Source organism: Tritonibacter scottomollicae, from assembly GCF_032924845.1.
Taxonomy (GTDB): Bacteria; Pseudomonadota; Alphaproteobacteria; order Rhodobacterales; family Rhodobacteraceae; genus Epibacterium; species Epibacterium scottomollicae.
This window is the reverse complement of sequence record NZ_CP136704.1, coordinates 3,130,068-3,155,283: the sequence shown is the minus strand read 5'-3', so window position 1 is coordinate 3,155,283 and position 25,216 is coordinate 3,130,068. Positions and strand designations below refer to the sequence as shown.

Annotated in this window: 24 protein-coding genes; 15 read left to right on the top strand and 9 right to left on the bottom strand. The window is 57.9% G+C overall.

What is annotated here, in order from left to right:
- Positions 1-15: 15 nt before the first annotated feature.
- Positions 16-837 (bottom strand): ABC transporter permease, encoded by an 822-nt coding sequence (locus tag R1T40_RS15685; RefSeq protein WP_106162547.1) that lies wholly within the window; start codon positions 835-837, stop codon positions 16-18.
- A gap of 120 nt (positions 838-957) precedes the next feature.
- Here R1T40_RS15685 and cysQ point away from each other — a divergent pair, with 120 nt between their 5' ends.
- From cysQ to R1T40_RS15645, 8 genes are all read left to right on the top strand, one after another.
- Positions 958-1,755 carry a 3'(2'),5'-bisphosphate nucleotidase CysQ gene (gene cysQ / locus R1T40_RS15680; RefSeq protein ID WP_317384785.1) on the top strand — a complete coding sequence of 266 codons (798 nt, stop codon included), beginning with the start codon at positions 958-960 and terminating at the stop codon, positions 1,753-1,755.
- Positions 1,756-2,556: a 3-deoxy-manno-octulosonate cytidylyltransferase gene (gene kdsB / locus R1T40_RS15675; protein ID WP_317384784.1), complete on the top strand. Its 801-nt coding sequence runs from the start codon at positions 1,756-1,758 to the stop codon at positions 2,554-2,556. It abuts the gene before it with no gap.
- Between the two features lie 170 nt (positions 2,557-2,726).
- Complete coding sequence (gene galU / locus R1T40_RS15670) at positions 2,727-3,620, top strand: UTP--glucose-1-phosphate uridylyltransferase GalU (protein ID WP_317384783.1); 894 nt, start codon at positions 2,727-2,729, stop codon at positions 3,618-3,620.
- Positions 3,621-3,721: 101 nt separating this feature from the next.
- Complete coding sequence (galE, locus tag R1T40_RS15665; protein ID WP_317384782.1) at positions 3,722-4,705, top strand: UDP-glucose 4-epimerase GalE; 984 nt, start codon at positions 3,722-3,724, stop codon at positions 4,703-4,705.
- Position 4,706: 1 nt separating this feature from the next.
- Complete coding sequence (locus tag R1T40_RS15660) at positions 4,707-5,741, top strand: glycosyltransferase family 2 protein (protein ID WP_317384781.1); 1,035 nt, start codon at positions 4,707-4,709, stop codon at positions 5,739-5,741.
- 159 nt (positions 5,742-5,900) lie between these two features.
- The gene (locus R1T40_RS15655) at positions 5,901-6,887 is read left to right on the top strand and encodes a glycosyltransferase family 2 protein (protein WP_317384780.1); all 987 of its coding nucleotides are present in this window, start codon (positions 5,901-5,903) and stop codon (positions 6,885-6,887) included.
- Positions 6,884-8,584: a DUF5927 domain-containing protein gene (locus R1T40_RS15650; RefSeq protein ID WP_317384779.1), complete on the top strand. Its 1,701-nt coding sequence runs from the start codon at positions 6,884-6,886 to the stop codon at positions 8,582-8,584. Before R1T40_RS15655 ends, R1T40_RS15650 begins: the two co-directional genes overlap by 4 nt.
- Positions 8,585-8,589: 5 nt before the next feature.
- Entirely contained in the window at positions 8,590-10,017 is a 1,428-nt protein-coding gene (locus R1T40_RS15645) for a sulfotransferase family 2 domain-containing protein (RefSeq protein ID WP_317384778.1), read from the top strand.
- Positions 10,018-10,080: 63 nt separating this feature from the next.
- Here R1T40_RS15645 and R1T40_RS15640 read toward each other — a convergent pair whose 3' ends face one another.
- The 6 genes from R1T40_RS15640 to R1T40_RS15615 all read right to left on the bottom strand — a co-directional run bounded on the left by R1T40_RS15640 (position 10,081) and on the right by R1T40_RS15615 (position 13,984).
- Entirely contained in the window at positions 10,081-10,545 is a 465-nt protein-coding gene (locus R1T40_RS15640) for a PTS sugar transporter subunit IIA (protein ID WP_106162556.1), read from the bottom strand.
- 55 nt (positions 10,546-10,600) lie between these two features.
- Positions 10,601-11,164 carry a ribosome hibernation-promoting factor, HPF/YfiA family gene (hpf, locus tag R1T40_RS15635; protein WP_106162557.1) on the bottom strand — a complete coding sequence of 188 codons (564 nt, stop codon included), beginning with the start codon at positions 11,162-11,164 and terminating at the stop codon, positions 10,601-10,603.
- A 278-nt stretch (positions 11,165-11,442) separates the two neighbouring features.
- Complete coding sequence (gene lptB, locus R1T40_RS15630) at positions 11,443-12,201, bottom strand: LPS export ABC transporter ATP-binding protein (RefSeq protein WP_106162558.1); 759 nt, start codon at positions 12,199-12,201, stop codon at positions 11,443-11,445.
- Positions 12,201-12,698, bottom strand: a complete 498-nt coding sequence (gene lptA, locus R1T40_RS15625) for a lipopolysaccharide transport periplasmic protein LptA (RefSeq protein WP_317384777.1) — start codon at positions 12,696-12,698, stop codon at positions 12,201-12,203. The genes lptB and lptA overlap by 1 nt, the downstream gene beginning before the upstream one ends.
- Positions 12,699-12,701: 3 nt before the next feature.
- The gene (lptC, locus tag R1T40_RS15620) at positions 12,702-13,301 is read right to left on the bottom strand and encodes an LPS export ABC transporter periplasmic protein LptC (RefSeq protein ID WP_106162724.1); all 600 of its coding nucleotides are present in this window, start codon (positions 13,299-13,301) and stop codon (positions 12,702-12,704) included.
- A gap of 68 nt (positions 13,302-13,369) precedes the next feature.
- Positions 13,370-13,984 carry a ribonuclease D gene (locus tag R1T40_RS15615; RefSeq protein ID WP_317384776.1) on the bottom strand — a complete coding sequence of 205 codons (615 nt, stop codon included), beginning with the start codon at positions 13,982-13,984 and terminating at the stop codon, positions 13,370-13,372.
- A 491-nt stretch (positions 13,985-14,475) separates the two neighbouring features.
- Here R1T40_RS15615 and R1T40_RS15610 point away from each other — a divergent pair, with 491 nt between their 5' ends.
- The 7 genes from R1T40_RS15610 (at position 14,476) to R1T40_RS15580 (ending at position 22,370) form a co-directional block, all read left to right on the top strand.
- Positions 14,476-15,162: a potassium channel family protein gene (locus R1T40_RS15610; RefSeq protein WP_317384775.1), complete on the top strand. Its 687-nt coding sequence runs from the start codon at positions 14,476-14,478 to the stop codon at positions 15,160-15,162.
- Complete coding sequence (locus R1T40_RS15605; RefSeq protein ID WP_317384774.1) at positions 15,159-16,505, top strand: TrkH family potassium uptake protein; 1,347 nt, start codon at positions 15,159-15,161, stop codon at positions 16,503-16,505. Before R1T40_RS15610 ends, R1T40_RS15605 begins: the two co-directional genes overlap by 4 nt.
- 187 nt (positions 16,506-16,692) lie before the next feature.
- Positions 16,693-16,953, top strand: coding sequence for a hypothetical protein (locus R1T40_RS15600; protein WP_317384773.1), 261 nt, complete (start codon positions 16,693-16,695; stop codon positions 16,951-16,953).
- A gap of 337 nt (positions 16,954-17,290) precedes the next feature.
- Positions 17,291-18,742, top strand: coding sequence for a xylulokinase (xylB, locus tag R1T40_RS15595; RefSeq protein ID WP_317384772.1), 1,452 nt, complete (start codon positions 17,291-17,293; stop codon positions 18,740-18,742).
- Positions 18,739-20,049: a xylose isomerase gene (gene xylA, locus R1T40_RS15590; RefSeq protein WP_317384771.1), complete on the top strand. Its 1,311-nt coding sequence runs from the start codon at positions 18,739-18,741 to the stop codon at positions 20,047-20,049. The genes xylB and xylA overlap by 4 nt, the downstream gene beginning before the upstream one ends.
- Positions 20,050-21,063 (top strand): aldose epimerase family protein, encoded by a 1,014-nt coding sequence (locus R1T40_RS15585; protein ID WP_317384770.1) that lies wholly within the window; start codon positions 20,050-20,052, stop codon positions 21,061-21,063. It begins immediately after the preceding gene.
- Positions 21,054-22,370: a cytochrome-c peroxidase gene (locus R1T40_RS15580; protein WP_317384769.1), complete on the top strand. Its 1,317-nt coding sequence runs from the start codon at positions 21,054-21,056 to the stop codon at positions 22,368-22,370. The genes R1T40_RS15585 and R1T40_RS15580 overlap by 10 nt, the downstream gene beginning before the upstream one ends.
- Positions 22,371-22,375: 5 nt before the next feature.
- On the opposite strand, the gene R1T40_RS15575 is transcribed toward R1T40_RS15580, so the two are convergent.
- Together R1T40_RS15575 and R1T40_RS15570 are read right to left on the bottom strand one after the other, a co-directional pair.
- Positions 22,376-23,914: a CRTAC1 family protein gene (locus R1T40_RS15575; RefSeq protein ID WP_317384768.1), complete on the bottom strand. Its 1,539-nt coding sequence runs from the start codon at positions 23,912-23,914 to the stop codon at positions 22,376-22,378.
- Positions 23,901-25,115 carry an ROK family transcriptional regulator gene (locus R1T40_RS15570; RefSeq protein WP_317384767.1) on the bottom strand — a complete coding sequence of 405 codons (1,215 nt, stop codon included), beginning with the start codon at positions 25,113-25,115 and terminating at the stop codon, positions 23,901-23,903. The genes R1T40_RS15575 and R1T40_RS15570 overlap by 14 nt, the downstream gene beginning before the upstream one ends.
- Positions 25,116-25,216 lie beyond the last annotated feature (101 nt).

The window sequence follows — 25,216 nt, the reverse complement described above, 5'->3', positions numbered from 1 at the left end:
ATCGCAATGCCGGGATCAGCGACGGGCGCTCCAGCTGAGGGAGACCGCACGGCGTGTGTAAAACTCGCCCATCAGGCCAAGGACAAAGAACACGAGTGCCAACCACGCCGTGTATTCCCACCAAGTGACATGCGGGTTGTAATTGATGAAAATATAGCCGCGGGCCTGATCGATGACGTGAAACAGGGGGTTCCATATGAACAGCGGCAACATGTTTCCGGGTAGCGTGTTGGCGAGCACCATTTTGCCGGAAAACAGCATGTTGGAGCGCTGATAGACCGTTGATATAATCCCGATCAGGCCCGGCATCCAGGGTTTCAGAACATATAGAACCAGGCCAATGGCCGCACCCGACGCCCAGCCGAGCAGCAACATGCCAAAGGCCGGAATGGGCTCTTCAATCTGGATCGGCGTGAAGGCGACGTGATAGATGAACAGGATGATCAGCATCGACAGCACCTGGACATAGAGTGCCCCGATCGCTGCGGACAGAATCGCAATGGTTGTGTTCATTGGCGCATGCTGCATCATCGGGCTCGACGGGCCTTCAGCGCCAACAACCGCGCCGACGGTTTTGGTGTGTGTCATGAACAGGAAGACGCCTGACATCATGTAGAGAAGAAAGTCTCCACGGATTGCAGCGCCACGCATGCCGAGGACAGTGAACATGAAGTAAAAGAACATCACGAACATCACAGCCTGAATGATGTTCATACCCAACGCGAAAAATGCGTTGTGATGTTTCGAGCGAATGCTGCGCACGACCGAGTGGAAGACAACTTCACTCAGCGTAATGGCGCGGGACAGCGATGATCTATCGGTGCGATATCGAAACATGGCCTCAATTTCAGCAGTGTGTTGCCTATAATCGCATGGATTCCTTGCTGACCCATTGCGAAGTAAGCATAAGAAGCGCAATTCTTTGTGGCAACATGTGGATCTTTGGGGGGTCTTACGGTGAATTATGACGATCTGGTCGTCGCGATGCGACGTCTTGCGCTGGAAGCTGGGCAGAAGATCATGGAGATCTACGAGGCGGATGATTTCGACGTAAAAGTCAAATCAGACGACAGTCCGGTTACCGAGGCAGATGAGGCAGCCGATGCATTGATCTCGGCCGGTCTGCGCGCAGCGTTCCCGGATATCATGCTGGTGACCGAGGAGCAGGCCGACTCTCACAAGAGCAAGGGTGATACGTTCCTGATTGTGGATCCGCTGGATGGAACTAAGGAGTTTATCAACCGTCGTGGCGACTTCACGGTGAATATTGCCTTCGTCGAGGCCGGTGTTCCGACCCGCGGTGTGGTGTACGCCCCGGCGCGTGATCGTATGTTCTACACTCTTGCTGACGGCTCTTCGGTTGAGGAGCAGGGTCCGTTTGGCTTGGAAGCCGCTGGCACCACAACGCAACTCCGCGTGGCCGCGAGCGACAATGACGCGCTGATGGTGGTCGCCTCTAAATCGCATCGGGACCAAGCCACGGACGATTACATCAATAGATACAGCGTAAAGGACATGAAGAGCGCCGGATCGTCTTTGAAGTTCTGCCTTGTCGCGACTGGTGAGGCTGATCTCTATCCGCGCGTCGGGCGCACGATGGAATGGGATACGGCAGCAGGTCATGCGGTCCTGAGCGGTGCAGGAGGCGCGGTTGTCCGTTACGACGATCACAGCCCGCTGCGGTATGGAAAAGAGGGATACGCCAATCCGTTTTTCATCGCCTATGCCCCTGGTGTCGAATTGAAAGAGGCCTGAATGTCCGTTCTCATCGTGATCCCGGCACGCTATGCGTCCTCTCGTTTTCCCGGCAAGCCGCTCGCGGAGCTGACCGGTGCATCTGGCCAGGCGCGCACGCTTATCGAGAGATCCTGGCGCGCTGCAATGGAGGTTCAGGGTGTGGACCGGGTTGTTGTTGCGACCGATGACGACCGGATCAGAACCGTGTCGGAAGGCTTCGGAGCAGAAGTTGTTATGACGTCTGCAGACTGCGCCAACGGAACTGAACGATGTGCGGAGGCCCATGCGGCACTGGGCGGAGCCTACGAAATTGTGGTCAATCTGCAAGGGGACGCGCCTCTGACGCCGCCATGGTTCATCGAGGACCTGATTTCTGGGTTGAAGGATGCAACCGGCATGGGGCTGGCGACGCCGGTTCTGCGGTGTGACGGCAGCACACTCAACAGTTTGTTGGAAGATCGCCGGTCCGGGCGCGTTGGTGGGACGACAGCCGTATTCTCTGGCGATCATAGTGCGCTCTATTTCTCGAAGGAAGTCATCCCGTTCTGTGCCGAGACCTACCAAGATGCGGATGAGACCCCAGTGTTCCATCACGTCGGTGTCTATGCCTATCGTCCGGACGCGCTAAAGGCTTATCCGCAGTGGAAGGTGGGGCCGCTTGAAACACTCGAAGGGTTGGAGCAGCTGCGGTTTCTGGAGAATGGGCGCAAGATCCTCTGCGTCGAGGTCGAGGCGCGTGGTCGAGAGTTCTGGGAACTCAACAATCCGCAAGATATGCCAAAAATTGAGCACATGATGCGAAAAATGGGCCTGAGCTAGGTTGGTTTTTCTAGAACCCTATGGGTCTCACCATGTTAAATTGAGTTGTGCAGTGGTGCCGGGAGCCCTGATCCGAGCCATGCATTGCGCGAATTGTAGTACCCGAGATGCGATCCTCTTGCGAGGCAATGGGAATGCGCACTCGTGTCCTTAGAAAATTGAGAGTTTAAATGCGTAGAAAAGTCACCAAAGCTATCTTCCCAGTCGCCGGTCTGGGGACACGTTTTCTGCCTGCAACAAAGTCCGTGCCAAAGGAAATCATGACGCTGGTTGATCGTCCGTTGGTGCAGTACGCCATTGATGAGGCGCGGGCTGCAGGGATCAAGGAGTTCATCTTCGTTACGTCGCGCGGCAAGGGGGCGTTGGAGGATTATTTCGACCATTCTCCAGTTCTTGAGCAGGAGCTGCGTAAGAAGGGCAAGGATGATCTGCTCGAAGTGCTCAAATCCACCAATATGGATTCTGGAGCCATCGCCTATATTCGCCAGCACAAGGCTCTGGGGTTGGGCCACGCTGTATGGTGTGCGCGTCGCCTGATCGCAGATGAGCCATTCGCGGTGATTTTGCCTGATGATGTCATCGCGGGAGAAAAGCCCTGCCTCCAGCAGATGGTCGAGGCCTATGCCGAGACTGGAGGCAACATGGTGGCGGCTATGGAAGTCGCGCCCGAGAAAACGTCGTCTTATGGCGTGCTCGACGTAAAAGAGGACATGGGGTCCGTTGTATCGGTTAACGGGATGGTCGAAAAACCCAAAGCTGAGGATGCACCTTCGAACCTCGCGGTGATTGGGCGCTATATCCTGTCCCCTTCGGTTTTGCGCAATTTGAACCAACTCAAGCAAGGGGCTGGCGGGGAGATCCAACTCACCGATGCTATCGCCGCGGACATCTCATCCGATGTGCCAGTGTATGGCTACCGCTTTGAAGGCGAGAGGTTTGATTGTGGTTCGAAATCCGGCTTCTTGCAGGCAACCGTGGCTTTCGCGTTGGAACGCAAAGAACTGCGTGATGACCTGATGAATTACATCACGACCATCACACAAGATCGTCGGGCCGCCGAGTAAATTTCGCATTTCTACACGACAGTTCGAGCCTGCCCTGTTTGAAGGGACGGCTCTTTCTGTGCAAAGTGCAGGCGAACTATTGTTGCAGGAGAAGACCCTCATTGACCTATGTACTGGTAACAGGAGGGGCTGGTTATATCGGCTCTCATGCTTGCAAGGCACTGAAACTGGCTGGCTATACACCCGTCACCTACGATAATCTCGTGACGGGCTGGCAGGATGCGGTGAAATTCGGCCCGTTTGAACGCGGCGAACTGACGGATCGCGCCCGCCTTGATGAGGTTTTTGCGAAGTACCAACCAGCCGCTGTCATGCACTTTGCGGCACTGAGTCAGGTTGGCGAGGCTATGAGCCAGCCCGGTCGGTATTGGGCAAACAATGTCGGTGGCTCGTTATGCCTGATTGAAGCGGCCGTTCATGCGGGCTGTATGAATTTCGTGTTTTCCTCGACCTGTGCCACCTATGGTGAGCACGACAATGTTGTGCTGGATGAGGCAACTCCGCAAAAGCCACTGAACGCCTATGGCGCATCAAAGCGCGCGGTCGAAGACATCCTTGGAGATTTCGAGGCTGCATATGGGCTGCGGTCGGTGATCTTTCGCTACTTCAACGTCGCTGGTGCGGATCCAGAGGCCGAGGTTGGTGAGTTTCATCAACCGGAGACACATTTGATCCCGTTGATGATCCAGGCGATCCGAGGCGAACGTGCAGCGCTGACAGTGTTTGGGACGGATTATGACACGCCCGATGGAACCTGCATTCGCGATTACGTGCATGTCTGCGACCTTGTTGACGCACATGTCCTTGGGTTGAAGTGGCTGGAAAACGGCAAGGGCAGCCGGGTATTCAACCTTGGTACAGGATCGGGCTTCTCGGTGCGCGAAGTGATTGATCATTCCCGTGCGGTCACCAATCAGGAGGTGCCATATTCCGTTGGTGATCGGCGGGCCGGTGATTGCACCAAACTGGTGTCGGGCTCGACGCGGGCCAGTGAGGAACTGGGCTGGGAGCCAAAGCGCTCAACGCTTGAGAAGATGATCGCAGACGCATGGCAATGGCATCAAGTCGGCCAGTACGAGCGCTGATATGTCGGTTGGCCATGGGTGGCATAGTGCGCTTCTCGCGGCCTACCGTATGCGATGGAAACGACGGCGTTTTCTTTGGCGCGGTCTGCAGGCCCGTCATGCACTTCGGGTGATCGCGGATCGCACCGATCAACGCGCGACCGATAGTATCCTGTGCCTGTCTACGGTGCGCAATGAATGCCGCCGGCTCCCGTATTTCCTGACACATTACCGACGACTGGGAGTCGGGCATTTTCTCTTTGTCGATAACGGCAGCACTGATGATACGCGGGCGTTTCTTGCTGAGCAGCCGGATGTGTCGCTTTGGATCACCGGGGCCAGCTATAAGGCGGCGCGATTTGGCGTCGATTGGCTGACGTGGCTACAGATCCGTTATGGCCACGGGCATTGGTGCCTGACGGCGGATGCGGATGAGCTGCTGGTGATCCCGCATATGGAGCATCGCGGCCTTGGGGATCTGACTGCGTGGCTGGATGCGCAGGGGGTTCCCGCATTTGGTGCAATGATGTTGGATATGTACCCCAACGGCCCAGTTGCGGAGCAGACCTATACGGTTGGCGATGACCCCGCCCGCACATTGAACTGGTTCGACGGCTGGGGTTACACATGGGAACGCCAGTTGAAATACGGCAATATTTCAATCCGGGGCGGCCCTCGGCAGCGGCTGTTCTTTGCGGACTGTCCCGACTTCGCACCGCATCTCCACAAGGTGCCGTTGGTCCGTTGGAACCGACGTTACGCCTACGCCAGCTCAACCCATATCGCGCTGCCGCGACGTCTGAATGCAGTCTTTGACGCGCGCAGCGGGATGCCAACTGGCATCTTCTTGCACACAAAGTTCTTGGATGAAATCGTCGATAAATCAGTCACGGAGAAGACGCGTGGAGAGCATTTCACGCACGCGGACCGATATGATGAGTACTATGATCGTCTGAGCGAAAACCCGACCCTCTGGCATAGCGAGTCTGAGCGATATCAAGGCTGGCAGCATTTGGAAACGCTAGGGCTGATGACGCGTGGCAACTGGTCAGGCTGAGACCGATTATGTGAGGTCGGCAATGGTTTCTATACGCATTGTTTCCATTATGTTTACATGAGATACATGGCTGAAAAGAGATAATAGCCTGGCTGATGGTTTGGCCAGCGGTGTTCAGTTGGGGGCAGTTTACTGGTGAAGGGCTGGGACTCGTATCGCATGCGCCTGAAGCGGAAGCGTCGGCTCCTTCGGGCGCTGCGCAAATCGCGTGAGTTGCGTACGGTGCAGGACAGTACCGGTCGAATTCGTCCGGGTGATATCCTGCTGTTCTCGACATTTCGCAACGAGACCATTCGCCTTCCATATTTTCTGCAGTACTACCGTAGCCTTGGCGTAAATCACTTCTTCTTTGTGGATAATGATTCAGACGATGGCTGCCTGTCCTACCTGAAGGGCATGCCCGACGTGTCGGTTTGGCACAGCAAGTCCAGCTACAAGCGGGCGACGTTTGGTGTCGACTGGATGAACTACTTGCTGCGCAAATACGCCGATGGCCACTGGTCGCTCGTTGTCGATCCGGATGAGCTTTTCGTTTACCCCTTTTGCGATACACGCCCTGTGCGGGCGCTTACAGACTGGCTTGATGAAGCCCGTATTCGCAGTTTCTCGGCCATGCTTCTGGACCTCTATCCCAAGGGACGTATCGACGAGGTACCATATCAGGCGGGGCAGGATCCGCTTGATATTGTTCAGTGGTTCGACAGCGGGAACTACACCATTCGCAAGAATGAAAGGTTTGGAAACCTCTGGATTCAGGGTGGGCCGCGGGCGAGGGTCTTCTTTGCGGATCGGCCCAAAATTGCTCCGGCGCTGAACAAGATCCCTTTGGTCAAGTGGAGTCGTAAATACGCTTATGTCAGTTCGACCCACATGCTGTTGCCGCGCGGATTGAACCAGGTCTACGATGACAATGGTGGCGAGAAAGCCAGCGGCATCCTGCTGCACACGAAATTTCTCGATACGTTCTCCGCCAAGGCACAGGAAGAGCTGCGCCGCCGCGAGCATTATGCCGGCTCGGTCGAGTACAAGGCCTATGCCGAGCTGCTGCAGGAGCGGCCTGAGCTTTGGTGTAAGTGGAGTGAGAAATACATCAACTGGCGGCAGCTGGAGATCCTCGGCCTGATGTCCAAGGGGAACTGGGCATGAGCACCGTGGGTATCGTCATGCTGGTCCACACGGCTCTTGACCGCGCAGAGCAGGTGACGCGCCACTGGACGGCCGGGGGCTGCCCCGTCGTAATACATGTGGATCGTAAGGTTGAAGCGCGCACGTTCCAGGCCTTTCGCGAACGGTTATCGAAGAACCCACTGGTGCGATTTTCCCGCCGACATCGCTGTGAATGGGGCACATGGGGGATTGTATCCGCTTCCCAGTCCGCATCGGAGCTGCTGCTTAAGGAGTTTCCGGATGTGGGTCACGTGTATCTGGCCTCTGGGTCCTGTCTGCCACTGCGCCCGGTGCAGGAGCTGGTAGACTACCTGCAGCAGCGACCCGAAACCGATTTTATCGAAAGTGCGACAACCGCGGATGTGCCGTGGATCGTGGGTGGCTTGAGCACGGAGCGTTTCACGCTTCACTTTCCCATTTCCTGGAAGCGTCAGCGCAAGCTGTTTGACGCCTATGTGAATGTTCAGCGCAAACTGAAGGTCCGTCGCCGCATTCCGGCCGGGTTGGTCCCGCATATGGGCAGTCAGTGGTGGTGCCTGACGCGAAAGACGCTGTCGGCCATTCTTAACGATCCGGAGCGGCCCCGCAACGACGCCTATTTCCGGTATGTGTGGATTCCAGATGAAAGCTACTATCAGACTCTGGCACGCCTGCATTCCAGCAAGATCGAGAGCCGCTCACTGACGTTGTCAAAATTTGACTACCAGGGCAAACCGCACATCTTTTATGATGACCACTTGCAGCTGTTGCGGCGGTCTGATTGCTTTGTTGCGCGCAAGATATGGCCTCAGGCTGAGCGGCTCTATCAGGCGTTTCTCTCGCCGCCATCCGCTGAAACGAAGCGCACGGAGCCCAATCCCGGCAAGATCGACAGGATCTTTGCCAAGGCGGTGGAGCGACGCACGCGCGGCCGCCGTGGGCTCTACATGCAGAGCCGATTTCCGCGACACGGTGCGGAGAACGGCCTGACCTCGGGCCCTTATTCGGTGTTTCAGGGGTTTGCGGAGCTGTTCGAGGACTTCGAAATCTGGCTCGGGCGTGCAACCGGCACACGGGTGCACGGGCATCTATTCGCGCCTGAGCGGGCGGAATTTTCCGGCGCTCAGCCGCTGTTCAATGGTTGCCTCAGCGACAGCGCGGTGCAGCGTGACCACAACCCCGAGAGCTTTCTTGCCAATTTGATCTGGAACACGCGCGGAGAGCGGCAGTGTTTTCAGTTTGGCCCGCGGGATACGCAGAAGGCCAACAGTTTCATGAGCCGCGATACCAACGCGCAAATTTCGGTGATTTCCGGGGCATGGGCTGTGAGCCTGTTCCGATCAAACCGGAACTTCGCCGATTTGCGTCGCGAGGCTGCGCGTCTGCAGTGGATTGAAGCCAATCATCTGAAGCTGCTTCGCTCACAATGGGCGAGCGCTCGTATTCGCATCTGGAGCATGGCGGAGTTTATCGAGGCGCCGATGGAGAATCTGCAAACGATCATTGACGAAATTGGGCCATCTGCCACCAACCACATCGGCGAGGCGCCCCAACTGGTTGACCTGGACGGGTTTGGTCAGTTTCTTCAGAATTTGAAAAACCAGGGGATGCATCCCTATCTGATGGGTGATTTCCCGGTGGAGGCTACGCCCTCCCGTGCGATGCAGCGCCCGCGTAAAGTCTATCTGGTAAAGTAAAGCATATGACCGGCAGCTTCTCCTCATTCGTCGTGTTTGCTGAAATGCGTACAGGTTCGAATTTTCTCGAGACGAACCTCAATGCACTTGAGGGCGTGGTTTGCCACGGTGAAGCGTTCAATCCGCATTTTATTGGCTACCCAAACCGGACGGAGATCCTTGGCATCACACAAGATATCCGTGACGCAGAGCCTTTGCAGCTCTTGGATGCGATCCGGTCGGATGCGGGTGCACTACGTGGATTTCGTTACTTTCACGATCATGATCCTCGAATTCTGGACCAGGTTCTCGATGATCCTCGCGTCGCGAAGATCATCCTGACCCGCAATCCGCTCGACAGCTACGTCTCATGGAAAATCGCGCAGGCCACCGGCCAGTGGAAGCTGACAAATGTGGCCAGGCGCAAAGATGCCAAGGCGACCTTTGATGCAACGGAATTCAGTACGCATGTCGACGATCAGCAGGCCTTTCAGGTGCAGCTGTTGAACCACATGCAACGCACGGGGCAGACGGGATTCTACATTGCGTATGAGGACCTGCAGAACCTTGACGTGATGAATGGGTTAGCAGCTTGGCTTGGTGTTTCAGATCGTCTGGAGGCTCTGGATGACAGCTTGAAGCGGCAAAACCCAGCTCCGGTGACATCAAAGGTGACGAACCCTGAGGATATGGCGGCGGCGCTGTCCGGTTTGGATCGGTTCAATCTGTCGCGAACGCCAAATTTTGAACCACGTCGTGGTCCTGCAGTGCCAGGATATGTTGCGGGAGTTGTGACGCCGCTCCTCTATATGCCGATCCGCAACGGGCTTGAGCAAGTGGTGACAAACTGGATGGGTGAGTTGGACCATGTGTCTGCTGAGGGTCTGATCTGCGGCATGAACCAGAAACAGCTGCGGCAATGGCGACGCGGCACCCCCGATCATCGCAGCTTTACGGTTGTGCGGCATCCATTGGCGCGGGCACATGACGTGTTTTGCAGGAAGATATTGACGACGGCGACAGGAAGTATGACCCAGATCCGCAACACGTTGCGCCGACGTTTTGACCTCACTGTACCGGAAGGTGAGCCAGATCAATCCTACACGCGCGCGCAGCATCGTGCAGCGTTTGAGCAATTCCTGATCTTCCTGAAAGCAAATCTTTCCGGCCAAACCGCAATTCGCATAGATCCGCATTGGGCAAGCCAAACGCAGATCATCAAAGGGTTTTCTGAGTTGGGTGCACCGGATTTTATCTTCCGAGAGGCCGACATGACAGAGGATCTGCCGTGGCTTGCACGCAAGCTGGGGCGCATGAAGCCGGCCTCCGTCCCTGCCTGTGGCACCGGGAAGCCATTCTCATTGGCGGATATCTATGATGACAAGCTGGAGGCCATCTGCCGATCGATTTACGCGCGCGACTATCTTACCTATGGTTTCGGAGATTGGTCGTAGCCGCCGTCGGCAGCTGTGCGGACACCTGGCAACGGCATGCCTGCAGCGCCGGCGTTATCGGGTTCAGGCCGCTTGCACCGATTGGCTTTCCGTCAGGATTGTGTGGAGCGTCGACGGGTCCGGATTGGCCCGCAGCTTGGTGCAAAAACTCTGTTCGCGCAGGGTGCGGGAGACCAAAGCCAGTGCCTTGAGGTGTTCGACCCCGGCGTCCACCGGCGCAAACAATGCAAAGACCACATCGACTGGCTGGCGGTCGACCGCGCCAAAATCCAAAGGCTTCTCTAGTGAAACAAACACACCGACCACGCGATCAATGCCACTGAGCCGGGCATGCGGCAGGGCGACCCCATGGCCAACGCCGGTGGGACCGAGGCTTTCGCGATCCAACAGCGCTTCTACGGTTGGAGATGCGTCAAGCCCATAGGCTGAATGGGCCACTTCGGCGACTTCCTGAAACAGGCGCTTCTTGCTCGATGCCGCTCCGATGACTCGGACGGCCTCCTGCTTGAGGATGTTCGAAATCTGCATTGCCACTGCTCCACTCGGGGTGAAGGGGCCGTTCTGAGGCCCCTTCGAAATTCAATCAGGGATCGATCCAGCCGATGTTGCCATCTTCGCGCCGATACACCACGTTCAGTCCGTCTTTTCCTTCGTTGCGGAATATCAGAACGGGAGAGCCAGCCAACTCCATTTGCATCACGGCTTCACCGACCGACAAAGATGGGATTTTGGTCTCCATCTCAGCCACAATGATCGGTTGCAGCGATTCCGGCTCCGCGTCGGATTCCACTTGATCAGACGCGAGGATATACGAGCTGGCCCCCATAAGTTCAACCGGAACGGCTCGATCCCGGTGATGGTCCTTCAGCCGCCGCTTGTAGCGCCGCAGCTGTTTATCCATTTTTTCCAAGCATCCGTCAAAGGAGCTATAGATTTCAGTGGCATGGGATTTGGCCTGACAGGTCAGGCCTGTCGACAGATGAACAATTGCTTCGCAGACAAATTCATGCGCATTGCGGGAGAAAACGACCTGCGCGTCGGTAGGTCGGCCTGCGTATTTCTCCAAGACCGCACTTAGCTCGGTCTCTACATGAGTTTGTAGAGATTCGCCGATGTCGATCTGTTTTCCGCTGACTTTGTAACGCATGTGATCTCCTTTTTGTTTTGCCTGGACCCGTGCAGAACGGTGCAAGGAACTTGCTCAGTCTGTCTTAGGATTGCCAGGAAGGATGGGCGCCACGTGCGGCATGCAGCGTGCCGGACCCTGAAGACAGGATCATCGCGGAGACTGCAGCGGGTCGCACATGTGCCATGCTTCAATTCGATGACAAAGCCTGCACGGAGTCAATGTAATTCAGCGTGCAAAGGAGGTGTCCCAACAACCTTTCGGCGAGCGCTCGCCGGTGTGGATCGCTGTAGGGCTATCTAGGAGATGCGGAAGTTGTCGCCGAGGTAGACGCGGCGGACATTTTCGTTCTCGACAACCTCTGCTGGGCTGCCTGACATCAGTACCTGTCCATCATGAAGGATATAAGCCCGATCCACGATTTCCAGAGTCTCGCGCACATTGTGATCCGTTATCAAAACACCGATTCCACGGGTCTTAAGATCAGAAACGAGGCCGCGGATGTCTCCAACGGAGATCGGATCGACCCCGGCAAAGGGTTCATCAAGAAGGAGGTATTTTGGATCAGCCGCAAGGCAGCGGGCGATTTCGACACGACGGCGCTCGCCACCCGACAGCGCAAGCGCAGGGGCGCGGCGCAGGTGTTCTATCGAAAAGTCCGACAACAATTCTTCCAAACGCTCCCGGCGTTTGTGTTCGTCCGAAACCGCAATATCGAGCACGGCAGAAATATTGTCCTCCACCGACAGGCCGCGAAAAATCGACATTTCCTGCGGTAGATAGCCGATACCCAAACGTGCCCTGCGGTACATCGGCAGGGTGGTGACATTCTGACCGTCGATGGTGACGCTGCCTGCTTCCGGAAAGACGAGGCCTGCAATCGTGTAGAAACTCGTGGTTTTGCCGGAACCGTTGGGGCCGAGCAACGCAACAACTTCGCCGCGGTTCAACTCCATCGACACGTCGCGGATGACCACTTTCTTACGGTAGCTCTTGCGCATCTTCTCAATACGCAAACCAGATGAGCCTGAGGTAACTTTCAGATCTGGACGGGCCATCAGTCGCCGCCGCTACCTGGCAAGGTGGTGCGCACGCGCCCGTTGAGGGTTGCGTTGCCGGTTGTCAAATTCACAGTCATTTGTTCCGCGCCCAGGGTGTTGCCCTTCTGCGTGAGGAGGACATCGCCCCGCATCACGACCGTTCCGTTTTCGATGGTATAGTCTGCGGTTCTGGCTTCAGCCGCATCCTCACCACTGACCAACAGTACATTTCCGCGCGCTTCGAGCCGTTCGATCCCGTTGCCATCCGTTTTCCGGACCACCAACACATTATCAGCGCTCAGTCGCATCTCACCTTGAATGATCAACACGTTTCCGGTCAGCAAGGCTGAACCGTCTTCCTGATTCACACTCAAATTGTCGGATGTGATATCAACAGGTTGCGACGTGTCTGTTTGGAGAACGCCGAATGAGACCCCTGTCCCTTGTGCCATTGCGACAGGGGAAAGGAGCAGTGTTGTAAGGCCAAAAAGAATAACGAATGTCAGTCGTAGCACGGGCTATCTTTCTACTTTTGCAGGATCGTACACCAGCTTTACGCCGTCCGTGAACTCAATATGTACGGGACCGTTCTGAGAATTTGTGAATATCCGCATCGTGCCCGCTTCGAAATCTCCCAACGGGCCGGTTGCCGTGACGGTTCCGGGGCTGGTGATCTCCAGCCCGTCGAGCAGCGCATTCAGTGTTTCCGTTTCGACACGTGTGCCATCTGCCGTGATGATCCGAACATTCCCAGTCAGCACTGCGGTGTTCTTGTCCGGACGAACAGAACCCGCGTCTGACAGCATCAGGATGCTGCGCCCGTCAGACGTGCGGATTTCGGCTTCGAGATCACTTGCCGATGCAGTGTTTCCTTCGCCACCCGGCAAGGCTTTGGTCGCTGCGATAGTGACTTCGTGCCCGGTCTTGGTTGTACCGGTGAAGAATGGGGCAGTGACTTGTTGTCCGCGCAGACGACTTTCGAGGTCGACCTCTGCAAATGGTATCGCAGAATCGGTTTCGATCCGACGTGAAATGAGAAACAGGGTCGAAAGCAGCGCAAGCGCCGCAAGCGGCAATGCGACCTTGAGATAGGCAACGATACGCGAATAGCGATCCACCATGTCCGTGCCTCCTCTCAAACTCTAGTATGCGGTGGTCCCGTCAGGGACGTGAAACGTGATGTTGCTCAGGAATGGGCAAAGATGTCGGTGTCCGGCCATCCGGCCAGATCAAGCCGTGCGCGGGTGGGCAGGAAATCGAAACATGCCTGAGCCAAATCTCGGCGATCTTCTCGCTCCAGGCGGAGATCCAATTCCTCGCGCAGCCTGTGCAGGTGGAGCACATCAGAGGCGGCATAATCACGTTGTGCCTGCGTCAGGGTCTCGGCGCCCCAATCGCTCATCTGCTGTTGTTTGGAGATATCGAGGCCAAGCAGATCCTGTGTCAGGTTCTTAAGCCCGTGACGATCCGTGTAAGTGCGCACCATGCGGCTGGCGATCTTGGTGCAGTACACCGGGGCGGTTAGGGCCCCGAAGGTCTGATACAAGGCAGCGATATCGAAGCGCCCAAAGTGAAAGAGCTTCAGCACCTTGGGGTCTGTCAATATGCGTGTGAGGTTCGGCGCTTCGCTCTGCCCTTTGGCTATCTGAACCAGATGCGCATTGCCGTCGCCGCTGGACATCTGCACCACGCAAAGCCGGTCCCGATGCGGGTTGAGGCCCATGGTTTCGCAGTCGATGGCCACAACAGGTCCAAGGTCAAGGGTGTCGGGAAGATCATTCTGGTAAAGATGCGTGGCCACGTGGCTGTCCTTGATCCTGCGAGGATTTCTAGGGTGCGGGTTAACGCCGACATAGGCGCTTTATGGTCTAAACTCAACAGGCGGTCAGATCAGTACCTGTGGTGAGTTTGCGCGTATTTTCTGCCGATCCTTTGCATGTCGCGCCGCAGAATGTCTAAGTCATGATCGGGTCGCCAACTGCGCCCGACATGCGAAATACGGGCACGAGTCTTGCAGGCGGGACATATGTGCATCGCAGGCTCGGCGGTCTATATCTGATCGTACAGCGACAGGCGTCTCTATCGGTTTCTTTGGCATACCCTATATAATTCATTGCCTTACCCCGGTGTGTCTTGGGCAAGGTGAGGCGCATAATTTCCGCTTGTTCAAGACGTCTGTTGCCAAGTTGACGGCTCGCAAACTCTCGACGAGGGCTTGCCAAGATACCGCGCCTTTGCTTTGTCCCGTTCTTGCCGGGGTTAACCGGCAACGCCATAGAGAGCAAAATGCGCATGCTGGGTGCAATACGCAAGAACCCGGACCGACGTCAGACCTTTGTGATCGTCGGCCTTGGAAATTTCGGATCGACCGTCGCCAAGGAACTGAGCCGCTTCGGCAATCATGTGATCGGAATAGACTCCAATGAGGCGCGGGTCAGTCAATATGCTGATGAATTGTCTCAGGCATTGATCATCGACGCCCGCGACGATCTTGCCCTGCGACAGGCAGGAATTGCGGATTGCGATGTGGCGTTGGTCGCGATGGGCTCCGATCTGGAAGCTTCCATCCTGGCGGCCATCAACCTCAAGACCCTCGGCGTGCCTGTGGTCTGGGCGAAGGCCACTACCAAGACTCATCACCGTATCCTCAGCAAGCTGAAGGTGGATCGGATCATCCACCCGGAGGTCGACGTGGGCATGCATATCGCACAGGTTCTGCACAATCCGCTGGTGCGTGATTACGTGAGCCTTGGCAACGGCTACCATGTGGTGAACTTCAAGATCCCACGGTCGCTGGAAGGCAAGGCGCTGGTGGATATCCCCTATGCCGCCGGCCACAACTTGCGCTGCATTGGCGTGATGCGCGGTACCGAGTTCCTCGGACAGGATGGCTCTGACTGCACCCTCGCGCAGGACGATCTGTTGATCCTGCTCGGGAAACGCTCCGACTTGCGAAATTTTGCGGCCAGCCTGTCTTGAAACGCCCCGCAGTAAAGGCCGCTCCACCGGTTGATCGCGGATTGCCGCCGCCATTGGTGCTGGCACTCCTTTATTTCTCCAGCATCTTCATCGGCGCGTTGCTGTTGTGGATGCCGATGTCGCATACCGGCGCGGTCGGCTTTGGCGATGCGTTTTTCACCTCTGCCTCGGCGGTGACGGTGACGGGGCTGGCAGTGGTGGATACCGGCAGCGATCTCACGCTGATCGGGCAGGCCATTCTCGCGCTTCTGATCCAGCTTGGGGGACTGGGGCTGATGGCCTTTGCGGTGCTGCTGTTGTCGGCGCTGGGCCTGCCTGTTGGGCTGCCGCAACGGCTGGTGCTGCGCGAGGACCTCAATCAGCGCACCCTCGGCGGGCTGGCGATCATCGTGCGCACCATCATGCTGGTGGCGCTGGTGTGCGAGCTGGCCGGGGCAGCGATTCTGTCCTTTGTGTTTGTGCCGGAACTGGGCTGGTCCTTGGGGCTATGGCATGCGGTGTTTCACAGCATCTCGGCCTTTAATAACGCAGGTTTTGCGCTCTATCCCGACAGTCTGTCGGGCTATGCAGATGACCCCATCATCAACATCACGATTCCGGCTTTGTTCATTCTTGGTGGCCTGGGCTTTATCGTGGTAGGCGATCTGGTCCGCGCACGTTCATGGCGGCGGCTCAGCCTGCACAGCAAGTTGATGCTGACGGGAACCCTGTCGTTGATCCTTTTTGGTTGGGCAGGTTTCGCCGCACTTGAGTGGACAAACCCCGCCACGCTTGGCGGTATGCCCGACACGGCCAGCCGCCTCTGGGCGAGTTGGTTTCAGGCGGTGACCCCGCGCACGGCTGGCTTCAACACGATCGACACCGGCGGGATGCACGACAGCACCTCCCTGATGACCATGTCGCTGATGCTGGTGGGCGGCGGAAGCACATCCACCGCGGGCGGTATCAAGGTGACCACGCTGATCGTGTTATTGATCGGCACCGTTGCCTTCTTTCGCCGTCAAACCGCGCTGCATGTTTTTGGCCGCAGCCTCGGGGTGGAGGATGTGATGAAGGTCATGGCGCTGACCACCATCAGCATTTTCGTTGTTTTGGTGGGGATCTTCCTGATCTCCGTTTCACATGACGATGCATTCCTCGATCTTGCATTTGAGGCCACGTCTGCCTTCGGCACCGTTGGACTGTCGCGTGGCGCAACCGGAGAGCTCGATGGTTTTGGTCGCGCAGTCATCATTGCAATCATGTTCTTGGGGCGGGTCGGGCCGCTGACACTGGGCTTTTTCCTTGCCACGCACAGCAGGCCGCGCGTGCGCTATCCCAAGGGTGATGTGTATCTGGGCTGAGACGTGACTTGGGTCCGCCATATTGCATTTTGGGAGTGTGAGGAATTCTCGCCATCACTGGCGGGATTCCGCTCCTCTTTCAGTTGAGATCAATTCACCTCTGGAACGCTACGCGTGATCTGGGTAGGTGGGCGCGGCCCGGATTGTCCGGCGCATCACCATCCCATATGATTTATAGGCTATTGTTATGAAAACGAAACTTGTCGCACTTGCACTGACCGTTGCTTTCTCCGCACCTGCTCTGGCTGAAGAGTGCACCGCGGAACTCGCACAGGCGAAATCCATGGAAGTAAACGCAGGTCTGCAGAAGCTGGCGGCCAAAGATCCGCAGCGCATGCAGGAAGTGGCGACCGAGATGATGGAAAAATCCGCCATGTTCGAAAACGCCGATGATCTCTCCGAAGTGTGCGAATACTACGATGGTCTGCTGGAAGAAATGAACTCCTAAGCCACCACGATATGCCTGCGGAGTTTGTTTCCGCAGGCACCCCCGCAGAAATGCGGATGTATTGGCGTCGCCACTGATTGACGCACCCGCGTGCCGCACGCATGCAGGCACTTCCGATACCGCAGGCTGTTGTGCTCATGACACCATGCGATGTTCGGCCAAATGCTCTTTCCACCAAAACCTGTTTCCTTAGCACCGGGCCACCGGGGAGATCCCTGTGCCGGTTGCTTGCTCGCTGATTGACAGGCTGTGCCAAACCTGTTTTATTTTATTTGCCGAAATAAATATGTATACGACCCTGATGGGCGTGTGCATCTGGCGATTGGGAGGACATCGAATGTTTCTGGGTCTTGACGTGGGGACGTCGGGGCTGCGCGCGTTGCTGGCCGATGAGGGTGGCAATGTCATTGGCGTGGCGGATGCAGCTTATGGGGTCTCACACCCGCATACCGGGTGGAGCGAACAGGACCCGCAGGACTGGATCACCGCCTGCCAGACCGCGATTGCAGCTCTGCGTGGGGACCATCCGGCCGAACTGGCCGCTCTGCGCGGCATTGGCCTGAGCGGCCACATGCATGGGGCAACCCTGCTGGATGCGGCGGGTAAGGTTCTGCGCCCCTGTATTTTATGGAACGATACGCGTTCGGCTGCCGAGGCAGCCCAGCTGGATGGCGCAGAAGGCGTGCGGGATCTGTCGGGGAATATCGTGTTTCCGGGCTTCACCGCCCCGAAACTGGCCTGGGTCGAGGCGCATGAGCCGGAGATTTTTGCTCAGGTCGCCAAGGTGCTGCTCCCCAAGGACTATCTGCGCTACTGGCTGACCGGCACATATGTCTCTGATATGTCAGACAGCGCCGGGACGTCGTGGCTCGACGTGGGCGCGCGGGATTGGTCGGAGCAGTTGCTGGAAGTGTCCGGCATGCGCCGGGATCAGATGCCCGACCTGGTCGAAGGCTCCGCCGCCGGTGGTGATTTGCGTGACGCGCTTCGCGATGAATGGGGCATCGACGGCCCGGTGGTTATTGCAGGGGGTGGTGGCGACAATGCAGTTGCCGCCTGCGGGGCCGGGTGTTTCCGTGAAGGTGAGGGCTTTGTGAGCCTTGGCACCTCCGGCGTGCTCCTGGCCGCCAAATCTGCTTATAAACCTGACCCGGCCTCGGCTGTGCATACCTTCTGCCACGCGGTGCCTGATACGTGGTATCAGATGGGGGTGATCCTTGCGGCGACGGACTGTCTCAATTGGCTGTCGCGCACGCTTGGGCAGACCCCGGCGACGCTGGCGGGACTGCTGCCGAACCAGATCTCCGGCCCCTCTTCGGTGACGTTCTTGCCCTATCTCTCTGGCGAGCGTACGCCGCATAACGATGCCAGCATCCGCGCCACGCTTGCAGGGCTTGATATTGGCGATGGCCCGGCAGAGCTGACACAGGCGGTGATGGAGGGCGTGGCCTTTGCACTGCGCGATTGCCTTGAGGCGTTGAAAGGCACCGATACCAACCTCACGCGCCTGCTCGCAGTGGGGGGCGGCACCCGCTCGCCCTATTGGGTGGAGACCCTCGCCACCGTTCTTGGCGTATCCCTCGACATTCCCGACAAGGGCGAGTTTGGCGCGGCATTGGGCGCCGCCCGACTTGCGATGACAGCCACCGGCGCGGACATTTCCGCCGTGATGACTGCACCGCCCATCGCCCACACCATTGATCCACGCAGCGATCTGACTGAGGCCTATGACGCCTCATACGCCCGGTATCGCGCGCTCTATCCCAACATGAAGGCACTGATGACATGACCACCGGCTTCTTTGGCGACGTTTCCAAAATCCAATATGAAGGCGCAGACAGCACCAACCCGCTGGCCTTTCGCCACTACAACCCCGACGAGGTGATCCTCGGCAAGCGGATGGAAGAGCATCTGCGCTTTGCCACCTGCTACTGGCACAACTTTGTGTGGCCGGGCGGCGATCCTTTTGGTGGCCAGACCTTTGATCGCCCATGGTTCAAGGACACGATGGAGGCCGCCAAGCTCAAGGCCGATGTGGCGTTTGAGATGTTCACCCTGTTGCAGTCGCCCTACTACTGTTTCCACGACGCCGATGTGCGGCCAGAAGGGGCAAATTTTGCGGAAAACACCCGCAACCTGAATGAGATCGTCGAGTATTTCGCGCAAAAGCAGGAAGAAACCGGCGTCAAATTGCTCTGGGGCACCGCCAACCTGTTTTCCAACGCGCGGTTCATGTCGGGGGCGTCGACCAACCCGGACCCGGATGTCTTTGCCTTCTCGGCGGCGACCATCAAGACCTGCATGGATGCAACACATCGTCTCGGCGGCGAGAACTACGTGCTCTGGGGCGGTCGTGAGGGCTATGAGACGCTGCTGAACACCGACCTTGCGCAAGAAGATCAGCAGATGGGCCGCATGCTCAACATGGTGGTCGAGTACAAGCACAAGATCGGCTTCAAGGGTGCGATCCTAGTGGAGCCGAAACCGCAGGAGCCCTCCAAGCACCAATACGATTATGATGCGGCGACGGTCTACGGCTTCCTCAAGCGTCACGGGTTGGAAAACGAGGTCAAACTGAACCTGGAGCAGGGACACGCAATCCTTGCGGGCCATTCGTTCGAGCATGAGATCGCCACCGCGCAGGCGCTGGGCGTCTTTGGCTCCATCGACATGAACCGCAACGATTACCAGTCCGGCTGGGACACCGACCAGTTCCCGAACACCACCCCTGAGGTGGCGCTTGCGTATTACCACATCCTGAAACACGGAGGGTTCAGCACCGGCGGCACCAACTTCGATGCCAAACTGCGCCGCCAGTCCATCGACCCCGAAGATCTGTTGATGGCGCACATCGGTGGCATGGATATTTGCGCTCGTGGTTTTAAGGCCGCTGTCGCGATGGTCGAGGACGGCACATTGGATCAGTTCGTCGCCGACCGCTACGCTGGTTGGCAGGGCGCGAGCGCGCAGGATATGCTGAACGGAAAGCTGTCCCTTGAGAGCATAGCGGAAAAGGTTGAGGCCGAGGGCATCAACCCGAGGCCGCGGTCCGGCCGCCAGGAGTATCTGGAGAATGTCGTTAATCGGTTCGTCTGAATGAGTATGGCGCAGATCGTCAATCACGGCCTTCACCAAGGTCATATACTGAAGGAGGTCTGTCTGCGAAGTGACAGGCTCAGCCTCAGTCTGTTGAACTTCGGTGCGGTGACGCGCGATCTGCGCCTGCATGACCAAGGCGAAAACCGATCTCTTGTGCTCGGCTTTCGCAACCCTGCGGACTATTTAACCAATCCCGGATACATGGGGGTGATCGCGGGGCGCGTCGCGGGCCGGATCAAGAATGCCCGCTTTGCGCTTGACGGGCAGATGGTGCGGTTGGCCGAAAACGAAGGAGGCAACCAGCTTCATGGTGGTCCCTCTGGGCTGTCTCATGTGCTGTGGGGTATCGAGCCGCTGACGTCTGCCAGCGCGCGTCTCACCTATCACTCACCCGAAGGGGAAAACGGCTATCCGGGCGCAGTAGATTTCACTGTCACCGTTACGCTTGACGAGTTTTCGGTAGAATACGAGATGATCGCATCCGTCAGCCAGCCAACCCCGATCAGCCTTGCACAGCATAGCTACTACAATTTGTCGGGTGGTCAGCAGGCAATCTGGGATCATCGCTTGCAGGTTGATGCCACAGGCTATCTCGTGCTGGATGATACCAATGTGCCGAACGGCACAATCGCTGACCTGTCCGATACCGGTTTTGACTTTCGTCTTGGGCGCAGTTTTGGAGAGTTGGACCCCGAACACCAGGGGTGTGATATCAACCTTGTCTTCGACACAGATCGCACACAGGCGCTCCCGGCGGCAAAACTGACTGCGCCTGATGGCTTGCAAATGACGGTGACGACCGATCAGCCCGGCGCGCAGATTTATACAGCTGGTGGTTTGCCGACACAGCCCGAGGGGCATTCAGGGCAAATACTTGGTCCCGCCATGGGGGTCTGCTTTGAACCGCAGGGCTTTCCAAACGCGGTAAACCAGCCAGATTTCCCGTCGGTGATCGTGTCGCCAGATGTGCCGTATGTTCAAAAGTTGCGTCTGGATTTCGGATGGATCTGAGGGCGGTTGTGATCTGTACTGGTGTTCTGGTCGTCTCTGCGGTTCGCGCTGACGAGCTGCCGGATCTCGGCCCGCGGCCAGTCTTCCCTGCCGTCGATATGGCCGCAGTCGAGCTGGGGCAGCTGCTTTTCTATGATCCGGTTCTTTCGGGAAACCGCAATATCGCATGCTCCACATGCCATCATCCGAAATTCGGCACGGGGGATGGTGTTGCGCTTGGGCTTGGTGAGGGCGGCATTGGCCTCGGCCCGGATCGTACGCCCGACCCCTTGAATATACCCGAACAACGCATTCCGCGGAATGCGCCGGGTCTTTGGAACCTCGGTGCGCCGGAATTCACCGTGATGTTCCATGATGGTAGACTGGAAGATGATCCTGCGTTTCGCAATGGCATTCGCACTCCCTTGGGCGAGGACATGCTTTCCGGATTTGACGACGCCCTTGCGGCGCAAGCCATGTTCCCGGTGCTCTCGGCGGATGAAATGGCTGGCCACTATTCGGAGAACGATGTGGCGCAGGCGGTGCGGTTGGGGCAGCTCTCCACGCCGGGTGGGGCTTGGGACCTGATAGCGGCGCGGGTCGAGGCCATACCGGAATACCGGACGCGTTTCGATACGGTCTTGGCAGAGGGGGAGGCGATCACCTTTGCCGATATCGCCAATGTCCTTGCCGATTTCATCCGCTTCGAATGGCGCGCGGATATGAGTGCCTTTGATGCGTATATGTTGCAGCAGGGTGAACTGCTGCCCGATGCGCAGAGCGGCATGAAGCTGTTCTATGGCAAGGCGGCCTGCAGTCAGTGCCATTCCGGCTGGTTGCAGACAGATCACGATTTTCACGCTCTTGCAGTGCCTCAGTTGGGGCCGGGCAAGGCCGCACGTTTCGAAGCCCACAACCGCGATGAGGGGCGTTTACGGGTGACCGGCGCAGCGGAGGATGCCTATGCCTTTCGCACGCCGTCGTTGCGCAATGTCAGCCTGACAGCGCCTTATGGACATTCCGGCGCGTTCGCGACGCTGGAGGCGATGGTTGAGCATCACCTGTCGCCCGAGGCCTCGCTGGAGAGTTTCGATATTGCGTCCGTTGTCTTGCCGCCGTTGGAGGGCAAGGACGATTGGCGCGTTTATCGCGCAGCGGCAGAGCGCGAGGCAGTACTTCGGGCGGTGGATCTGACGCCACAGCCGCTGTCTCCAGCCGAAGTGGACGATATCGTGGCGTTCCTGCGAGCGCTGACAGATGAGGACGCTGCAAAAGGTCGGCTGGGCGTCCCGGAGAGTGTGCCCAGTGGCTTGCCTGTGGACCGTTAGGGGCGCTAGTCTTGCGGAGACAGGGTGATGTGCTGATTGGCGTGAACCGCCTGCCAGTCGCTCAGCGTACCATCCGGCCAAGTGACACGTAGATCAACGGTGTTGGCCTGGCCAAGGCCGAAGTGTAGATCCCCCAAATCCCCGCCCGCATGCCCGCCGCCAACAGTGATCTCGCGCGTGAGGGTCCGGTCTTGGGTTTTGACTTCTACAAACGCACCAATGGCGTCTGGGTTGGGGGCGCCTGCCCGCAGGCGTAGCAGCAGCCAGTTGCCGTCCAGATCGCTGGTATTTTCCCACACTTCCATCTGGGCGCGGCGATTGACGACTGCGATGTCCAGCAACCCGTCACGGTTCAGGTCCACCAGAGCGCCGCCACGACCGCGATGCAGGCTGGCAACTCCGGCTGCGTCACCGACTTCTGAAAACGTACCGTCCATATTCTGCAGCATCAAGTTGTTGGGATCTTTCTGCGCGGCGTCGGGCATCTGCTCGACATTACCTTTGGTCACAAAAATATCGTCACGCCCATCATTGTTCACATCGCCAAAAGCGGCGTGCCAGCCGGTTGACGGGCGCCCATCTCCGCCAGTGTAGGGCCGATGGGCGGTGGTGCCGAAGCCGTAGGTCACGTCTTCCCAGACCGGACCCTTCGCTTTGGCGTCACGCAGCTGAAATTTTTGATCCCCCATCGAGGTCAGGTAGACATCCTGAAACCCGTCACCGTTTATGTCACGCGAGGCGATGCCCATGCCCCATAGAGCATATGGCCTCCAGCCTTCGTCGGCCGTGTACAGCCGCGGCGTGTCTTCCATTGCCCACATCTGTTCCTGTCCACCGCGCACGTAGTAGTGTCGGTCATTGGACAGGCGCAGGTCTGCGTGACCAGTCCGGTTCCAGTCGCTGAACAGGACCGACAACGCGCAGTAACCCGGAGCTAGGGATTGCGTGGCTTGGTATGTTTCGCCGTCCGGGCGATACAGAAGGGTGTCGTCGCAGGTGCCAAACGGGCCGTTGGGGTCCTGGCGGTCCACGTAGGTGCCAAAGGCGAGCGTCGGCAGAGTATTGTCGCCCTCCCAGGTTGCGGAGAAGCCGGTGGTCCAGTGATCATCACTCACGAAACCGAGGTGATCGAAGGGCTGGAACTGACATTCGCCGGAGCCTTGCATCAGGAGGTCCGGTCCCGCCCGCAGGATCGCAAGGTCGGTCCACCCGTCGCCGTCAATATCTAGCGGGTAGGCTCCGGTGACGCCGGTCAGGGCCAGGGACGCCGGTGTTTCGGCAGTAAAAGCCAGGGACGCGCCATTGGTGGGGGGGGTGTTCTGAAACAGTTGCGCTGTGTTTTCGCCGCCGGCAGCGTAAAGTTCTGGCAGGCCATCGCCGTTGCAGTCAAAGACCGCAAGGCCGCCCCCAACATAGTGCTCCCAGCCGCCGCCATATATGTGTTCGCTCATCGCGACCGGCGTGAAGCTTGGGGTCTGCGTGCCGGCATTCGCCGCATGGGCACATATGATCGCAGTTAGGGCAATCCAGCTACGCGGCAGCATTGGCAAGCTCCTTCACGGTACGCGCCGTGACTTCCTCGATTCCATAGGCCGCGGCGCCCTTGGCCCACATCAGATCGCCCCAGTCATGCACGATGACCTCGGGCAAGGGCGCATCGACCTGCACCACCCATTGGCGCATCTCACCAATCACTTTGCCGGAATAAAGGTGGTCAAAGGACAGTCGCGCACCGGCAAGAATGATCTTTGTAGGGTCGAATATATTGACAACATTCGCCAATCCCATGGCGAACATGCGCCGTGCCCTGTCGAGGATGGACAGCGCCATCGCGTCGCCCTTCTCTGCGGCCTGAAAAAGCGAGGCCAAGGTGCGGTGTCGTTCGCTGCCGCTGGAGATATTGGCCTCTCGCAACAATGCGTAGTCGCCCACATAGGCCTCCAGACAGCCGCGCTGGCCGCATTGGCACAAAGCGCCTTCCAGGTGGACCTTCGTATGACCAAACTCCGCGCCGCATCCACGTGTGCCGCGATAGATCTTCCCGTCGATTACGATACCCATGCCGACGCCATGCTCGATGGTGATGACGATGAAGTTGTCGCAGGTGCGCCCTTCACCGAACAGATGTTCGGCCTTGGCCACAAGGTTTGCGTCGTTGTCGAGGAAGACCGGGCAGGGCAGCTCCCTGGCGATGGCCTCACCAAAGGGGACATTGCGCTCCTCCAGCGAAGAGGACCAATATATAAAGCTGCGCTCCGCATCGATCATGCCTGCAAGACCAAGCCCAACGCCAGACAGATCGTCAATCGTGAAGCCGCCCTTTTGACACGTCAGCTCCAGCGCGCGGCGGATTTGCGAACATAGGACGGGCACCGGCATGCGGCCCTGTGCAAGCGGCATCTCATGGCTCGCCAGTTCCTCGCCCACAAAGTCTGTAATCACGGTGGAAATCACATGGTGAGACACCTTGAGGCCGGCGATCAGATGCGCGCCGCCGCGGATTTTCAGCGCGACGCGTGGGCGTCCGCGACGGGCTTCGGAGGAGCTCTCGGGGGCAACCTCTTCGATCAGGCCTGCAGCAAGAAGCTCTGCGGTGATCGCTGTAACCGTAGCAGGACTTACGCCCGTGGCCTTGGCAATGTCGATGCGGGCAATGCTCTCGGCCGCACGGATCACATCCAGTATCTGCTGACGCCCGCTTTCGCGCTGATCGCCGCTTGGCGACAGCCGTCCTGATCGTGCCAAATCGATGCTCCTCCACTACCAGCCCGGCCCAGACGCGCTAGGGTATGACACTCTGGGCAGGTTCCGGCAATCTCTCCCTTCGAGAGAGGATACATGATTTA

What these genes read in the sequence shown, in the direction of transcription:
- R1T40_RS15685 (WP_106162547.1), bottom strand. Translation starts at nt 837, where the DNA reads ATGTTTCGATATCGCACCGATAGATCATCGCTGTCCCGCGCCATTACG.
- kdsB (WP_317384784.1), top strand. Translation starts at nt 1,756, where the DNA reads ATGTCCGTTCTCATCGTGATCCCGGCACGCTATGCGTCCTCTCGTTTT.
- galU (WP_317384783.1), top strand. Translation starts at nt 2,727, where the DNA reads ATGCGTAGAAAAGTCACCAAAGCTATCTTCCCAGTCGCCGGTCTGGGG.
- R1T40_RS15660 (WP_317384781.1), top strand. Translation starts at nt 4,707, where the DNA reads ATGTCGGTTGGCCATGGGTGGCATAGTGCGCTTCTCGCGGCCTACCGT.
- R1T40_RS15655 (WP_317384780.1), top strand. Translation starts at nt 5,901, where the DNA reads ATGCGCCTGAAGCGGAAGCGTCGGCTCCTTCGGGCGCTGCGCAAATCG.
- R1T40_RS15650 (WP_317384779.1), top strand. Translation starts at nt 6,884, where the DNA reads ATGAGCACCGTGGGTATCGTCATGCTGGTCCACACGGCTCTTGACCGC.
- R1T40_RS15645 (WP_317384778.1), top strand. Translation starts at nt 8,590, where the DNA reads ATGACCGGCAGCTTCTCCTCATTCGTCGTGTTTGCTGAAATGCGTACA.
- R1T40_RS15640 (WP_106162556.1), bottom strand. Translation starts at nt 10,545, where the DNA reads ATGCAGATTTCGAACATCCTCAAGCAGGAGGCCGTCCGAGTCATCGGA.
- hpf (WP_106162557.1), bottom strand. Translation starts at nt 11,164, where the DNA reads ATGCGTTACAAAGTCAGCGGAAAACAGATCGACATCGGCGAATCTCTA.
- lptB (WP_106162558.1), bottom strand. Translation starts at nt 12,201, where the DNA reads ATGGCCCGTCCAGATCTGAAAGTTACCTCAGGCTCATCTGGTTTGCGT.
- R1T40_RS15610 (WP_317384775.1), top strand. Translation starts at nt 14,476, where the DNA reads ATGCTGGGTGCAATACGCAAGAACCCGGACCGACGTCAGACCTTTGTG.
- R1T40_RS15600 (WP_317384773.1), top strand. Translation starts at nt 16,693, where the DNA reads ATGAAAACGAAACTTGTCGCACTTGCACTGACCGTTGCTTTCTCCGCA.
- xylB (WP_317384772.1), top strand. Translation starts at nt 17,291, where the DNA reads ATGTTTCTGGGTCTTGACGTGGGGACGTCGGGGCTGCGCGCGTTGCTG.
- xylA (WP_317384771.1), top strand. Translation starts at nt 18,739, where the DNA reads ATGACCACCGGCTTCTTTGGCGACGTTTCCAAAATCCAATATGAAGGC.
- R1T40_RS15585 (WP_317384770.1), top strand. Translation starts at nt 20,050, where the DNA reads ATGAGTATGGCGCAGATCGTCAATCACGGCCTTCACCAAGGTCATATA.
- R1T40_RS15580 (WP_317384769.1), top strand. Translation starts at nt 21,054, where the DNA reads ATGGATCTGAGGGCGGTTGTGATCTGTACTGGTGTTCTGGTCGTCTCT.
- R1T40_RS15575 (WP_317384768.1), bottom strand. Translation starts at nt 23,914, where the DNA reads ATGCTGCCGCGTAGCTGGATTGCCCTAACTGCGATCATATGTGCCCAT.